The sequence below is a fragment of the Streptomyces pristinaespiralis genome (genome assembly GCF_001278075.1).
In the GTDB taxonomy this organism is placed as follows: Bacteria; Actinomycetota; Actinomycetes; order Streptomycetales; family Streptomycetaceae; genus Streptomyces; species Streptomyces pristinaespiralis.
The window spans coordinates 5,875,449-5,890,415 of sequence record NZ_CP011340.1 but is presented as its reverse complement, the minus strand read 5'-3'; the positions used below and the strand labels follow the sequence as shown (position 1 = coordinate 5,890,415).

The window sequence follows — 14,967 nt, the reverse complement described above, 5'->3', positions numbered from 1 at the left end:
ATGGGGTGACCCCCGATCTTGCCGAGCCCGAGAGACAGCGCGTGCTGATACGACTGCTGCGGACCTATCTCCGTCCGTACAAGAAACCCATTGGCCTCCTGGTGGCGCTGCAACTGCTGCAGACCAGCGCCACCCTCTATCTGCCCACCCTGAACGCGGACATCATTGACAACGGTGTCGTCAAGGGCGACACCGGCTACATCCTGGCCCTCGGCGCCCTGATGATCGGCGTCAGCGTCGTCCAGGTGCTCTGCAACATCGGGGCCGTGTTCTACGGGGCGCGGACGGCGGCCGCGCTCGGCCGCGACGTCCGTGCCGACATCTTCGGCCGGGTGCAGAGCTTCTCCGCCCGCGAGGTCGGCCACTTCGGGGCGCCGTCGCTCATCACCCGCACCACCAACGACGTCCAGCAGGTCCAGATGCTGGTGCTGATGGCGTTCACCCTGATGGTGTCGGCGCCGATCATGTGCGTCGGCGGCATCGTGATGGCGCTCGGCCAGGACGTGCCGCTGTCGGCGGTGCTGCTCGCGGTCGTGCCGGTGCTCGGCATCTGCGTCTCGCTGATCGTGAAGAGGATGCGGCCGCTGTTCCGCACCATGCAGGAGCGGCTCGACACCGTGAACCGGGTGCTGCGCGAGCAGATCACCGGCAACCGCGTGATCCGGGCCTTCGTACGGGACGAGTACGAGAAGGGGCGCTTCCGCGGGGCGAACCAGGAGCTGACCGACGTTTCGATGTCCACCGGCCGGCTGATGGCGCTGATGTTCCCGACCGTGATGACGGTCGTGAACGTCTCCTCGGTCGCCGTCGTCTGGTTCGGCGCGCAGCGCATCGACAGCGGGGCCATCCAGATCGGCGCGCTGACCGCGTTCCTCGCCTACCTGATGCAGATCGTCATGGCCGTGATGATGGCCACCTTCATGTTCATGATGGTGCCGCGCGCCGAGGTGTGTGCCGAGCGCATCCAGGAGGTGCTGGACACCGACTCGAGCGTGGTGCCGCCGCTCGCACCGGTGACGGAGCTGCGCGGCCGAGGCCGGCTGGAGGTGCGGGGCGTCGACTTCCGCTACCCGGGGGCCGAGGAGCCGGTGCTGCGGGGCATCGACCTGGTGGCACGCCCGGGCGAGACGACCGCGATCATCGGCTCCACGGGCAGCGGCAAGTCGACCCTGCTCGGCCTGGTGCCGCGACTGTTCGACGTCACGGGCGGCGAGGTCCTCGTCGACGGGGTCGACGTGCGGGAGCTCGAGCCGGCGCTGATGGCGAGGACCGTGGGGCTCGTGCCGCAGAAGCCGTACCTCTTCTCCGGGACCGTGGCGACCAACCTCCGCTACGGGAAGCCCGACGCGAGCGACGAGGAACTGTGGCAGGCGCTCGAGACGGCGCAGGCGGCCGACTTCGTGCGCGGGCTGGAGGGCGGGCTCAACGCCCCCATCGCCCAGGGCGGCACGAACGTGTCCGGCGGACAGCGCCAGCGGCTCGCGATCGCGAGGACCCTGGTGCAGCGGCCGGAGATCTATCTTTTCGACGATTCGTTCTCGGCACTCGACTACGCCACGGACGCGGCGCTGCGCGAGGCGCTCGCCCGCGAGACGTCGGGGGCGACGGTCGTGATCGTCGCCCAGCGGGTGTCGACGATCCGTGACGCGGACCGGATCGTGGTCCTCGACGAGGGCCGGGTCGTGGGGGCGGGCAGCCATCACGAGCTGATGGAGGGCAATGAGACGTACCGAGAGATCGTGCTCTCGCAGCTGACGGAGGCTGAAGCCGCATGAGCGGGCCGGGTGGACGGATGATGACGGGTCCCGTCGAGCGATCGATGGACTTCAAGGGCTCGGGCAAGCGGCTGCTGCGGCAGCTCGCGCCCGAGCGGGCGACGCTGTGGGTGATGCTCGCGGCCGGGGTGCTGAGCGTCGCCTTCGCGGTGGTCGGGCCGAAGATCCTCGGCCGGGCGACCGACCTGATCTTCGCCGGGATCGTCGGCCGGCAGATGCCGGAGGGCACCTCCAAGGAACAGGCCCTGGAGGGCATGCGGCGAAGCGGCGACGACGGCCTCGCGGACATGCTCTCCGGTGTGGACTTCGTCCCGGGCGAGGGCATCGACTTCAACGCCGTCGGCGAGGTCCTGCTGCTGGCCCTGGCGGTGTTCGTCGCCGCCGGGCTGACGATGCTGGTGGCGACACGGCTGTCGATCACCGTCATCAACCGCACCGTGTACCGGATGCGCGAGGACGTGCAGGCGAAGCTGTCGCGGCTGCCGCTGTCGTACTTCGACCGGGCCAAGCGCGGCGAGGTGCTCAGCCGGGCCACCAACGACATCGACAACATCTCGCAGACCCTGCAGCAGACGATGGGTCAGATGATCAACTCGCTGCTCACCATCATCGGTGTGCTGGCGATGATGTTCTGGATCTCGCCGCTGCTGGCGCTGGTCGCCTTGGTGACGGTGCCCGTGTCCGTCTTCGTGGCGGCGAAGGTCGGCAAGCGGTCGCAGCCGCAGTTCGTGGCGCAGTGGAAGTCGACGGGCGCGCTCAACGCCCATATCGAGGAGATGTACACCGGCCACTCGCTGGTGAAGGTCTTCGGCCGCCAGGAGGAGTCGGCGCAGGGCTTCGCCGAGCAGAACGAGGCGCTGTACGAGGCCGGGTTCAAGGCGCAGTTCAACAGCGGCATGATGCAGCCGCTGATGTTCTTCATCTCCAACCTGAACTACGTACTGGTGGCGGTCGTCGGCGGACTGCGGGTCGCGTCCGGTTCGCTGTCGATCGGTGATGTGCAGGCGTTCATCCAGTACTCGCGGCAGTTCTCGATGCCGCTGACCCAGGTCGCGTCGATGGCGAACCTGGTGCAGTCGGGCGTCGCGTCCGCCGAGCGGATCTTCGAGCTGCTGGACGCCGAGGAGCAGGAGTCGGACGCCCCGTCCGCGGAACAGCTCGAGCGGCCCCGCGGCGAGGTCTCGCTGGAGAAGGTGTCGTTCCGCTACGACCCCGACAAGCCGCTGATCGAGGACCTGTCCCTCGCCGTGGAGCCGGGTCACACCGTCGCGATCGTCGGGCCGACCGGTGCGGGCAAGACCACGCTGGTCAACCTGCTGATGCGGTTCTACGAGGTGACCGGCGGGCGGATCGCGCTCGACGGCGTCGACATCGCCAAGATGTCCCGCGAGGACCTGCGTTCCGGGATAGGGATGGTGCTCCAGGACACCTGGCTGTTCGGGGGCACGATCGCGGAGAACATCGCGTACGGCGCCTCCCGGGAGGTCACTCGCGAGGAGATCGAGGAGGCGGCGCGGGCCGCGCACGCCGACCGTTTCATCCGCACGCTGCCCGACGGCTACGACACCGTCATCGACGACGAGGGTTCGGGCGTCAGCGCGGGCGAGAAGCAGCTGATCACCATCGCGCGGGCGTTCCTCTCCGATCCGGTGATCCTGGTGCTGGACGAGGCGACGAGCTCCGTCGACACCCGCACGGAGGTGCTGATCCAGAAGGCGATGGCGCGGCTCGCGCACGGGCGGACGAGCTTCGTGATCGCGCACCGGCTCTCCACCATCCGGGACGCGGACGTGATCCTGGTGATGGAGGACGGGTCGATCGTCGAACAGGGCACGCACGAGGAGCTGTTGGCGGCGGACGGGGCGTATGCGCGGCTGTATTCGGCGCAGTTCGCGCAGGCGGTGGTCGAGGTGGAGTGACGGGTGGGTCCCCTGCCGGGGGCCTTTCCCCCACCCCGCCCCTTCCCGAACCGGGCTCCGCCCGGCCCCGGCCCCGGCCCCGCGCTCCGCGCGGTGTTCCGGGGCTCCGCCCGCTGCGCCTGGCGGCGTGGGGACCCCCACCGGACCCCGGCGCCTCAACCACCGGCGAGGCTGAACCTGCCTGCCCACAGCGGCAATCCCGGGCGCTGACGGACACGCCGAAGGCGGCACGGGTCCGGGTTGAGCCCGGCACCGCGCCGCGTGCGGGGGTGCGGGGGCTGCGCCCGCTTCGCCTGGCGGCGTAGGGGGACCCCCGCCTCGAACTCCTCCTACGGCCCGGCGGCCGTGGGAGGCACCCCCAGCGAGGCCGAAACTGCCTGCCCGTAGCGGCAATCCTGGCGCTGACAGACACGCCGAAGGCGGCAGACGGGTCCGGGCGGAGTGCGGCACCGCGCCTCGCGCGGGGGCTGCGCCCGCTTCGCCTGGCGGCGTGGGGAACCCGGCCCGGCGGCCGTGGGAGGCGCCCCAGCAACGCCGAACCTGCCTCCCCACAGCGGCGATCCCGGCGCTGACGGACACGCCGAAGGCGGCACGGGTCCGGGCGGAGTGCGGCACCGTGCCGCGCGCGGGGGTGCGGGCTCTGCGCCCGCTTCGCCTGGCGGCGTGGGGGAACCCGGCCCGGCAGCCGTGGGAGGCACCCCCAGCAACGCCGAAACTGCCTCCCCGCAGCGGCGATCCCGGCGCTGACGGACACGCCGAAGGCGGCGCACGGGTCCGGGCGGTGTGCGGGTACCGCGGACGGCGGCACCGGGGCTGGGCAGAGCCCGCGTACGCCGGACGCGACACCGGTCCGGCGAAGGCCGGGGGCCGGGGCGGGGGAACGGGCCGCGTCAGGTGGGGGCCGGGGGTGGAGGTGTCGTCAGTCGAGGTAGCCGCGGAGTTGGTCCGCGAACGCGTGGTCGCGGAGTTTGTTGAGGGTCTTCGACTCGATCTGGCGGATGCGTTCGCGGGTGACGCCGAACAGGCGGCCGATCTCCTCGAGCGTGCGCGGGCGGCCGTCGTCCAGGCCGTAGCGGAGCTGGACCACCTTGCGTTCGCGCTCGCCCAGCGTGGACAGCACCGCGTCCAGGTGTTCGCGCAGCAGCAGGAACGCGGCGGACTCGACCGGGGACGCCGCGTCGCCGTCCTCGATGAGGTCGCCGAGCGCGACGTCGTCCTCCTCGCCCACCGGGGCGTGCAGGGACACCGGCTCCTGGGCCAGCCTCAGTACCTCGCTGACCCGTTCCGAGGTCAGTTCGAGGTGGGTGGCGACCTCTTCCGGGGTGGGCTCGTAGCCCCGTTCCTGGAGCATCCGGCGCTGGACCCGCACCACCCGGTTGATCAGTTCGACGACGTGGACGGGCACCCGGATGGTGCGGGCCTGGTCGGCGAGGGCGCGGGACATGGCCTGGCGGATCCACCAGGTCGCGTACGTCGAGAACTTGTAGCCACGGGCGTAGTCGAACTTCTCCACCGCCCTGATCAGGCCGAGATTGCCCTCCTGGACGAGGTCGAGCATGGTCAGGCCGCGGCCGACGTACCGTTTGGCGACGGAGACGACGAGGCGGAGGTTCGCCTCGATGAGACGCCGTTTGGCCATGCGTCCCATGACGACGAGGCGGTCGAGGTCGACGGCCAGTTGCGAGTCGGGGTCCGGGGTGTTCGCCAGCTTCTCCTCCGCGAAGAGACCGGCCTCGACCCGGCGGGCGAGTTCGACCTCCTCCGCGGCGGTCAGCAGCGGGATGCGGCCGATCTCCCGCAGGTACTGGCGGAACAGGTCGGAGGTCGGGCCGCCGGTGTCCGCGCCGCGTCCGGTGCGCCGAGGGGGCTCCGGAGGCTCGACCGCCTCCTCGATCAGACTGCCCGGCAGGGCGTCGGGGTGCCCGGCGGGCAGGCCCTGCGCGGGCACCTGCTCGACCGCGGTCGCGAGGACTGCCGCGACGGCGTCGGTATGGGTCTCGGTCAGGGTCTGGGTCTGCACGGGGCGACCTCCAGGGTGATCGCTGCCGGTCGGGGGGCGGGGGGCAGCTCCGAGGGCTCAGGCACCGCCACCCAGTGTGGGGTACGACACATCACCGCCACGAGGGGCGTGCGACGACTTTTTGAGACCCGTGCGTGACCGCCCGGTTACTCGGATGCCGGGCGCTCGTCCTCTTTGGGAGACTGCGCCGGTGAACAGGCTGTGCGAGTACGAGACCCATGTGACGGTGCGCTGTACGGACGACGCGGCGCGCGCCGGGCTGGACTCGTGGGCGGGCGCCGCCGGCCTGAAGGTGACGCACATCGTGCTCGCCCGGGGCCGGATGGTGTCCCAGCCGATGCTGACCCTGCGGGGCGCCGAGGACCTGGCCTCCCAACGGGCGGCCGCCGAGCGGCTGGTGGCGCGGTTGCGGTCCGGCGGTTTCGAACCGGTGCGGGTGAAGATAGAGACGACGCCGTGGTCACCGGAGGTCCGCACCGCGGAGGGCGGCTACTTCGAGCACCATCTCAAGCTGCTGCTCGAGGAGGACTTCGACCGCGAGGCGCTGACGGCCCTGGCGGTGCGTCACGGCGCCCATCTGTCGTGGAACGCGCGCCGGGTGGCGTCGGGCGGCCGGCACGAACGGTTCGTGACGCAGCGCCGCCGCGGCGTCCCGGCCGAGGAGGCGGGCGCGGCATGTGACGCGCTGGTCGCGGAGTTGACCGCCGAGGGGTTCGACGTCCTCGGTGAGGAGCGCGAGTTCGTGCTGTACGACAGCGACCTGTCGGTGGACGACGGTTGGATCGACGAGGGGGCGGGGCGATGAACACGAAGTGGGAGCCGACGATTCCGGGCGGTCCCGACGACCCGGCGGAGCCGGACGAGGAGCGCCGGCGCCGTCGGACGGAGCTGCCGCGCACGCTGCACGCGGGCGTGGGGCCCGGCGCGTCCAGGCACCGGTTGTTCGACCCGGCCCTGAAGCACTTCGACAGCGCGTACCGTCCCGCCGACTCCGTGGTGGCCGAAGAGCTGCGCCCCGCCTGGCGGGCGGCGCGGCGGCGCGCGCTGGAGAGCGTCGTCACCGCGGTCTCCGCTTCGGGGTGGGGCGATTCGCTGGTGCTGCGCGGCAGCATGCTGCTGGCGGACCGGTTCGGGGACGCCGCGCGGGAGCCGAAGGACCTCGACTTCGTCGTCGTCCCCGCGGACTGGCGCATCGAGGAGGAGCGCACCACCACGATGCTCGACGAGATCGCGTCGGCGGCGCAGCGCGGTACGGAGGGGCACGGGGACGGGCCGGTCATCGACGCCGCCGGCGCGGAGTCCGAGTACATCTGGACGTACGAGCGGGTGCCGGGCCGCCGTATGGTGCTGCCGTGGCAGGCGCCCGGCCTGCCCGCAGGACAGGTGCAGCTGGACTTCGTGTTCAACGAGCAACTGCCGGTGGAGCCCCGGTCCGGAACCGTCTGCGGTGTGCCGCTCCGAGCGGCGACCCTGGAACTGTCGCTCGCCTGGAAGGTGTTGTGGCTGATCGACGACCTGTATCCGCAGGGCAAGGACCTGTACGACGCGGTACTCCTGGCGGAACGGTGCCCGCTGGGGAACGCCCTCCTGCAGGAGGTGTTCCGGCTGTCCGGGAACGAGTTGCCCTCCGGCGGCCAGGAGGAGCTGCGCCTGGAGCATCTCCAGGACTCGCTGCGGTACCTGGACTGGGACCACTTCGCCCAGGACTACCCGCAGTTCGCCGACGGCAGGGAGCAGTACGTCCGGCGGCTGCTGGCCGCGCTGGGGCCCACGTTCGCCGCGTAGGTCACCGGGAGGGCGGCCGCACAGGCAGGGCGCCGGCCGTCAGAGCGCGGCCGCGCCCTGGTTGCGCAGCGACTGGGCGTACTGCTGGAGCACCCACAGTTCGTTCGCCACGGCCGCGTACCGCTCGGGGTCGCCGCCCGCGCCCAGGCGGGCCATGGTGCCCTGGACGTCGCGGATCCGGCGGTCGACCGCGCGCAGCCGGACCTGGACGAGCTGGACCCCGGCGTACACCTCGTCGACCGTGCGGGCGTGCACGGCCTCCACGGCGAGCTCGGTGACCAGGGCGCGCACCGTGTCGTCGGGGGCGGCTTCACGGACACGGGCCAGATAGCCGGAGGCGTCCCGGGTGCCCTGTTCGGCGCCGCCGGCCTCCTCGATGGTCCGGCGGACCGCGGCGTACGGCGGGGCGGTGAACTCGTCGACGCCGTAGGCGTCGAAGGCCGGGGAGACCAGCTCGGGGTGCTGGAGGGCCAGCTTGAGCAGTTCCCGTTCGGTGCGGTGGGCGGGGCTGCGCAGATTGATCGCGGGACCGGACGTCCCCGTCGTGGCCTGGGGCTCGTACGCGCGCGCGGTGCCCGGCCGGTCCTGGCCGCGGCCGCCACGCCCGCCCCGCTCCGCCCGGTCACCGCCGCGGTCGCGCGCCCAGCGGGCGAGCTGGGCGACCCGCTTGACGACGAACTGGGTGTCGAGGATGCCGAGGATGCCGGCCAGTTGCACGGCCGACTCGTGCTGGATGGCGACGTTCTTGATGCCGGCGACGATCGGGGCGGCCTCGTCCAGCGCCGCCGCCCGGCCCGCGGGCGTCTCGAGGTTGTGGCGGCGCACCATCTGCCGGATCGCGAACTCGAACAGCGGGGTGCGCGTCTCGACGAGCTTCTGCACCGACTCGTCGCCCTCCGCGAGCCGCAGTTCGCACGGGTCCATGCCGCCGGGTGTGATCGCGATGGACGTCTCCGCCGCGAACTTCTGGTCGTCCTCGAAGGCGCGCAGCGCGGCCTTCTGGCCGGCCGCGTCGCCGTCGAAGGTGAAGATCACCTCGGCGGTGGCGTTGTCCATCAGCAGCCGCCGGAGGATCTTGATGTGGTCGCCGCCGAACGACGTGCCACAGGTGGCGATGGCGGTGGTGACCCCGGCCAGGTGACAGGCCATGACGTCGGTGTAACCCTCGACGACGACGGCCGTGCTGGTACGGGCGATCTCCTTCTTGGCGAGGTCGATGCCGTACAGCACCTGCGACTTCTTGTAGATCGCCGTCTCGGGTGTGTTCAGGTACTTCGGGCCGTTGTCGTCGTCGCGGAGCTTGCGGGCGCCGAACCCGACGACCTCCCCGGTGATGTCCCGGATCGGCCACATCAGCCGGCCGCGGAAACGGTCGATGGGGCCGCGCCTGCCCTCCTGCGAAAGGCCGGAAAGGGTCAGCTCCTTGTCGCTGAACCCCTTGCCGCGCAGGTAGCGGGTGAGATGGTCCCAGCCGGCCGGGCTGTAGCCGACGCCGAAGTGCTGGGCGGCGGCCTGGTCGAAGCCGCGCTCGGCGAGGAACTTCCGGCCGATCTCGGCCTCCGGGCCGTCGAGCTGCTCCACGTAGAACTGCGCGGCGATCTTGTGGGCCTCGACCAGCCGGATGCGCTCGCCCCGCTGATGGGTGGGGTTGTACCCGCCCTCCTCGTAGCGCAGGGTGATGCCCGCCTGGGCGGCGAGGCGCTCGACCGTCTCGGAGAACGAGAGATGGTCGATCTTCATCACGAAGGCGATCGTGTCGCCGCCTTCCTGGCAGCCGAAGCAGTGGAAGAGACCCTTGCTGGGGCTGACCTGGAAGGAAGGGGACTTCTCGTCGTGGAAGGGGCACAGGCCCTTCAGGTTCCCCCCGCCGGCGTTGCGCAGCTGGAGGTACTCGGACACGACGGCGTCGATCGGGACCGCGTCCCGGACCGCCTTCACGTCGTCATCGTTGATCCTGCCTGCCACGCGTGAATTCTACGGTGACGCGGCGACACTCCCGTCAGCCGGAGAGGTTCACGAGGTCGGTGAGCGCCACACCGGGATCGCCGAGCGTCTGCGCGTCCACCTCCGCCCGGGTCCGGATCAGCTGCTGGATCGGTGCGGTGACGTCCCACACATTGACGTTCATCCCGGCGAGCACCCTGCGGTCCTTGAGCCAGAAGGCGATGAACTCCCGCCTCCCGACGTCGCCGCGGAGCACGACCTGGTCGTACGAGCCGGGCGGGGCCCAGCCCGAGTACTCCATGCCGAGGTCGTACTGGTCCGAGAAGAAGTAGGGGACCCGGTCGTAGGTCACGTCCTGGCCGAGCATGGCGCGGGCGGCGGCGGGGCCGCCGTTCAGTGCGTTCGCCCAGTGCTCCACGCGCAGCCGCGTCCCGAGCAGCGGGTGCAGGGCGGCGGCGACGTCGCCCGCGGCGTAGATGTCGGGATCGGAGGTGCGCAGGCTCTCGTCGACGGCGATGCCGCCGCCCTCCGCCCGGTCGGCCAGGTCGAGGCCCGCGGCGTCGGCGAGGGCGGTGCGCGGGGCCGCGCCGATCGCGGCGAGGATCTCGTGCGCCGGGTGCTCCTCGCCGTCGTCCGTACGGGCCGCCAGGACCATGCCGTCCTGGCCGATGATCTCGGTGAGCCGGACACCGAAGTGGAAACGGACGCCGCGCTCGCGGTGCAGTTCGGCGAAGACCTGGCCGAGCTCGGGGCCGACGACCTGGTACAGCGGGGTGGGCGCGGGCTCCACGACGGTCACTTCCGCACCGTAGCCGCGGGCCGCGGCGGCGACCTCGAGGCCGATCCAACCCGCGCCGGCGATGATCAGGTGGCCGTTGTCGCGGCCGAGGGCGGCGAGCACGTGGCGGAGCCGGTCCGCGTGCGGGAGGCGGCGCAGATGGTGGACGCCGGCGAGGCCGGTGCCCGGGATCTCCAGACGGCGGGGCTCCGCGCCGGTGGCGAGCAGCAGCTTGTCGTAGTGGACGACGGTTCCGTCGCCGAGGCGCACGGAGCGGGACTCGCGGTCGATGGACACGACGGTCTGGCCCAGGTGTAGCTCGATGTCGGCCCTGGCGTACCAGGCGGGCTCGTGGACGAAGACGCTGTCGCGTTCGTCCTTGCCGGTCAGGTACGCCTTGGACAGCGGCGGACGTTCGTAGGGGTGGTCACGTTCGTCGCCGATGAGGATCACTCGTCCGGTGAACCCTTCGGCCCGGAGGGTCTCGGCGGCCTTGGCGCCCGCCAGCCCACCGCCGACGATGACGAATGTCCGATGTGCGTCGACCACGTGATGCCTCCTCGTTGCTTCTCCGCAGCGCAGCCTTCAGCGAGCGTCCCGCACGGAGCGATATGGCGGAAGAGGGAGTGCCCTCCGGCGTGTCAAAAACGGACGAATCACTCGGTGCGCGGCACGGGTGCTCCCGGGGTCGTTGCGCCGTTCGTCAGCGACGGGCGGTGAGGCGGACGTGCAGGGTGCGGGCGGAGGCGTCCGTGAGGTTCGCGATCTGGTCGACGATCACCCGCTTGCGCGCCCGGTCGTCCCCCGCCGCCTCGAACATGGCACGGAACTGCGGTTCCAGCCCCTCCGGCGCGCGGGCCGTGAGCGCCTGCGCCAGCTCGGCGAGCACCACGCGCTGGTCGGCGCGGAGTGCCTCCTGCTCGGCGCGCTGCATCACATAGCGGTCGGCCACCGCCTTCAGTACGGCGCACTCGTTGCGCGTGGCGCGCGGGACGACCAGCTCCGCCCCGTACCGGGTGAGCAGGCCGCCGCCGTACGCCTGGCGGGTGGCCCCCTCCGCGGCGAGCGCGAACCGGCCGATGAGCTGGCTGGTGGCGTCCTTCAGCCGGGCCTGGGCGACCGCGGAACCGTCGTAGTGGTGCGGCCACCACGCCTGCTCGACCAGCCGGTCGAGCGCCTCCGACAGCTCCTGCGGGTCGGTGTCGTGCGGCACGTACCGCCCGATCGCCACCGACCAGATGCCCGCCCGTTCGGTCTCCGACATGAGGCAGTTGGGGTCGATGTGCCCGGCGTGCAGGCCGTCCTCGAAGTCGTGCACCGAGTACGCGACGTCGTCGGACCAGTCCATCACCTGCGCCTCGAGGCACTTGCGGAACGCGGGGGCGCCGAGGCGTGCCCACTCGAAGACCGGCAGGTCGTCCTCGTACACCCCGAACTTCGCCGAGCCGGGGTCGGTCGGATGGCCACCGCGCGGCCAGGGGTACTTGGTGGCCGCGTCGAGGGCGGCACGGGTGAGATTCAGGCCGACGCTGACGGGCTCGCCCGTCTCCGGCGCGTGCACGAAACGCTTGGGCTCGATCCGCGTCAGCAGACGCAGGGACTGGGCGTTGCCCTCGAAGCCGCCGCAGTCCTCGGCGAACTCGTTCAGCGCCTGCTCGCCGTTGTGGCCGAACGGCGGATGGCCCATGTCGTGGGCGAGGCACGCCGCTTCGACGAGATCGGGGTCGCAGCCGAGAGCGGCGCCCAGCTCCCGCCCGACCTGCGCGCACTCCAGCGAGTGCGTCAGCCGGGTGCGAGGGCTGGCGTCCCAGGCGAGGCTGCGGGTGCCCGGGGTGACCACCTGCGTCTTTCCGGCCAGGCGGCGCAGCGCGGAGGAGTGCAGCACCCTGGCGCGGTCGCGCTGGAAGGCGGTACGGCCGGGGCGCTTGTCCGGCTCACCGGCCCAGCGTTCTACGGCTGCGGCGTCGTAGCCGTCCGGGGCGGTGCCGTTGCCCGTGCCGTGGCCCGGGGGTGTGCCTGTGGTGCTGGTGGTGCCGTCCATGCACCGAAGGTAACCGGAGCGGCCGACAGCCGGGCGCCTCCGGGCCTTACGCGGCGGACAGTTCCAGCCTCCGCACGGCACGGGGCAGTGCTCGCGCCTGGTCGTAACGGTGCAGCAGCAGCCGGGCCAGAGCCGGATGCGTACCGAGCGGCTCCGCCGCGATCCAGGGGGCGGCCGCGGCACTGCGGCCGGCGAACAGACCGGGCGCGGCGAAGTAGGACGCCACGGCGATCCGGTGGCGGCCGCGCGCCGTCAGGGCCTTGACGGCCGCGGGCACGGTGGGCGCGAGGGCGGAGGCGTACGCGGGCACGACCGGCACGCCGCCGAGCCGCTCCCCCAGCATGTCCGCCATGCGCCTGGTGTCGGCCGCGGACTCGGGGTCACGGGAGCCCGCGGACGCGAGGACGACCCCGGCGTTGCGGCTCGATCCGTCCCGCGGCCGCCAGCCCGCCTCCGCGAGCCGGGCCGCGAGCGCCTCGGCGAGGAGCGGGTGCGGCCCGAGGGGGCGCGCGATGCGGATGTCGCCACCGGGTACGGCGGCCGCTGCCCGCGGCAGGTCGTGCTTGACGTGATGGCCGCGGCTCAGCAGCAGTGGCACCAGCACGGTGGGCGTGGTGCCCAGCGACCGGAGGGTGTCGTCGAGCAGCGGCTCGTTCAGCTCGACGTGGCCGAGCCGTACGTCCAGGCCGGGGCGCAGCTCACGCACCCGGTCGAGGAGAGCGGTGACGGTGCTCAGCGCGCGGGGGTCGCGGCTGCCGTGGGCGACGGCGACGAGGGTGGGCCGATCGGTCGGGCGCATGGGGTGCGGGTTCCGTTCAGTCGGACGTGACTCAGCTGGGTGCCGAGCTGAGCGGTGATACGCGTGAGCAGGCCGACGGTGGTGTCGAACTGCGTGGCGGTGTCGACTGCGCTGTCGACGGCGCTCTGGAGGGGCGGGGGCGGGGACTCACGAAGGTGTTCCGGCTCCGTCATGCACCGATGGTGCCCGGCGGAGGTTGCCGGGTTGTTGCGTGAGGGTGACGGGTCCTTTCCTGCCCCTCACAGGGTCAGCCGCCGCGCTGACAGCGTGGTGCGGCGGTCAGAGGGACGACGGAACGCCCCGGCGGGCCCTGGAATGCGGGGCCGCCGGGGCGTTCGTCGTACGGCCGTCGGGCCGGTGGGTCGCCTGGGCGTGCGGACGCACCAGCCGCCGGGGCTAGCCCGCCAGCCAGACCCGCAGCGGCCCCACCGGCACGCACCCCTGCCGGACCGCCGCCGCCAGGTCGTCGCCCTGTTCGTAGCCGACCACCGGTACGCCCGGCCACCGGGCGTACACCGTGGAGAGGCAGCCCGCCCACGCCGCGTCGAGGTCGCCGCCGTCAGCGGCGAACAGGTTGGAGATGCCCACCGCGTCCCCGCCCCGGCTCACCACGGCGCCCGCGCTCAGCCGGTCCCCCGCACGCCCCGCGAGGAACGCGACGGACGGGTCGGACAGCAGTTCCGGGCGGAAGAGATGTGCCGGACCGTCGCCGCCACCCCAGGCGGCCGCCCATTCCGCCAGCTCGCCGGGGGTGTCGAGCCGGGACCATACGACGCCGTCGGGAGCCGCCGGTGCGGGCAGGCCCGGCTCCCGGTGGAGCCACTGGGCCTCGAACAGGACGTGGAATCCGGCGCCGGACAGGTCCAGCGTCGCGAAGCTGTCCTTGACGGAGCAGCCGGGGCCGGTGGAGACGGCGTCCAGGACGTCGTCCGCCGTCGCGTCCTCGGTGAGTGTCACCGCGTCGGGATAGAGCAGGGGGGTGCGGCTGCCGCTGGTCCAGGCGCGGGCGCCGAGGACACCGGAGAGTCCGTGCGCCCGGCACATGGCCTCGCACCACTCGGCGTTGTTGCGGGCGGCAGAGACGGCTCTTTTGTCGATCACCGCGTGATCCTGTCAACAGGCGGGGCGGTCCGGCCAGTCATTTCCGCTCCGCCCGGGCCAACCATTTCCGCCCCGCCGACGTCTGACTGTCCGTGAGAGGAACGAGAAGGCGACGCCTCGTCGCGCAGGCCGTCATGCTGGGGTGCGTGCTCGGCCTGGCGCCCACGACCTGGATGCACGCCGTCGCCGACAGCCGCGTCCGTACGGTCGCGGAGGCCCCGGCGCGGGACGTCGCCGTCGTCTTCGGCGCCGGTCTGTGGAAGGGCCGGCCCTCCCCGTATCTGGCGCACCGGCTCGACACCGCCGCCGAGCTGTACCGGACCGGCAAGGTCAAGGTCGTGCTGGTCACCGGTGACAACAGCCGGGTGGAGTACGACGAGCCCGACGCCATGCGGACGTATCTGACGGGGCGCGGTGTGCCGGACGACCGGATCGTCAGCGACTACGCCGGCTTCGACACCTGGGACTCCTGTGTGCGGGCGAAGGAGATCTTCGGGGTGGAGCGGGCGCTGCTGGTGAGCCAGGGTTTCCACATCCGCCGGGCGGTCGCGCTGTGCCGGTCCGCCGGGGTCGAGGCGTACGGGGTCGGTGTGGCGGAACCGCACGACGCGACCTGGTACTACGGCGGTGTGCGGGAGATGTTCGCGGCGGGCAAGGCGTCGCTGGACGCCGTGTTCCGGCCGGACCCGCGGTTCCTTGGGTCACGGGAGCCCGGCGTGCGGGACGCGCTGGCGGCGGCGGGCTGACACGCCGGGAGGCGCACGGCCGCGCACGCTCGCATCGAGGTCCCCGGCAGGGAAAAGTG

Annotated in this window: 11 protein-coding genes; 5 read left to right on the top strand and 6 right to left on the bottom strand. The window is 72.2% G+C overall.

Features of this window, described 5'->3' with window-relative positions; genetic code table 11:
• The first annotated feature begins 41 nt into the window (after positions 1-41).
• The gene (locus tag SPRI_RS25045) at positions 42-1,775 is read left to right on the top strand and encodes an ABC transporter ATP-binding protein (protein WP_037776854.1); all 1,734 of its coding nucleotides are present in this window, start codon (positions 42-44) and stop codon (positions 1,773-1,775) included.
• On the top strand, positions 1,772-3,694 hold the full coding sequence (locus SPRI_RS25040; RefSeq protein ID WP_005318030.1) for an ABC transporter ATP-binding protein: 1,923 nt from the start codon (positions 1,772-1,774) through the stop codon (positions 3,692-3,694). The genes SPRI_RS25045 and SPRI_RS25040 overlap by 4 nt, the downstream gene beginning before the upstream one ends.
• A gap of 919 nt (positions 3,695-4,613) precedes the next feature.
• Here SPRI_RS25040 and SPRI_RS25035 read toward each other — a convergent pair.
• Positions 4,614-5,714 (bottom strand): RNA polymerase sigma factor, encoded by a 1,101-nt coding sequence (locus SPRI_RS25035; protein ID WP_005318029.1) that lies wholly within the window; start codon positions 5,712-5,714, stop codon positions 4,614-4,616.
• 154 nt (positions 5,715-5,868) lie between these two features.
• Between SPRI_RS25035 and SPRI_RS25030 the strand changes: the two genes are divergently transcribed.
• On the top strand, positions 5,869-6,519 hold the full coding sequence (locus SPRI_RS25030) for a hypothetical protein (protein ID WP_037774733.1): 651 nt from the start codon (positions 5,869-5,871) through the stop codon (positions 6,517-6,519).
• Positions 6,516-7,499, top strand: a complete 984-nt coding sequence (locus tag SPRI_RS25025; RefSeq protein ID WP_037774730.1) for a nucleotidyl transferase AbiEii/AbiGii toxin family protein — start codon at positions 6,516-6,518, stop codon at positions 7,497-7,499. Before SPRI_RS25030 ends, SPRI_RS25025 begins: the two co-directional genes overlap by 4 nt.
• Before the next feature lie 39 nt (positions 7,500-7,538).
• Here the strand turns inward: SPRI_RS25025 and dnaG are convergent, their stop codons facing one another.
• The 5 genes from dnaG to SPRI_RS25000 form a co-directional block, all read right to left on the bottom strand.
• Positions 7,539-9,464 carry a DNA primase gene (dnaG, locus tag SPRI_RS25020; protein ID WP_053557326.1) on the bottom strand — a complete coding sequence of 642 codons (1,926 nt, stop codon included), beginning with the start codon at positions 9,462-9,464 and terminating at the stop codon, positions 7,539-7,541.
• Positions 9,465-9,498: 34 nt separating this feature from the next.
• Entirely contained in the window at positions 9,499-10,770 is a 1,272-nt protein-coding gene (locus tag SPRI_RS25015; RefSeq protein WP_053557325.1) for an NAD(P)/FAD-dependent oxidoreductase, read from the bottom strand.
• 154 nt (positions 10,771-10,924) lie between these two features.
• Positions 10,925-12,262, bottom strand: coding sequence for a deoxyguanosinetriphosphate triphosphohydrolase (locus SPRI_RS25010; RefSeq protein WP_005318019.1), 1,338 nt, complete (start codon positions 12,260-12,262; stop codon positions 10,925-10,927).
• 46 nt (positions 12,263-12,308) lie between these two features.
• Positions 12,309-13,061: a sirohydrochlorin chelatase gene (locus SPRI_RS25005; RefSeq protein ID WP_037774728.1), complete on the bottom strand. Its 753-nt coding sequence runs from the start codon at positions 13,059-13,061 to the stop codon at positions 12,309-12,311.
• A 396-nt stretch (positions 13,062-13,457) separates the two neighbouring features.
• Entirely contained in the window at positions 13,458-14,105 is a 648-nt protein-coding gene (locus SPRI_RS25000) for a hypothetical protein (RefSeq protein WP_053557782.1), read from the bottom strand.
• Between the two features lie 143 nt (positions 14,106-14,248).
• Between SPRI_RS25000 and SPRI_RS24995 the strand changes: the two genes are divergently transcribed.
• A complete protein-coding gene (locus tag SPRI_RS24995) occupies positions 14,249-14,908 on the top strand; it encodes a SanA/YdcF family protein (RefSeq protein ID WP_005318012.1) in 660 nt (219 codons plus the stop codon).
• The last annotated feature ends 59 nt before the right edge of the window (positions 14,909-14,967 follow it).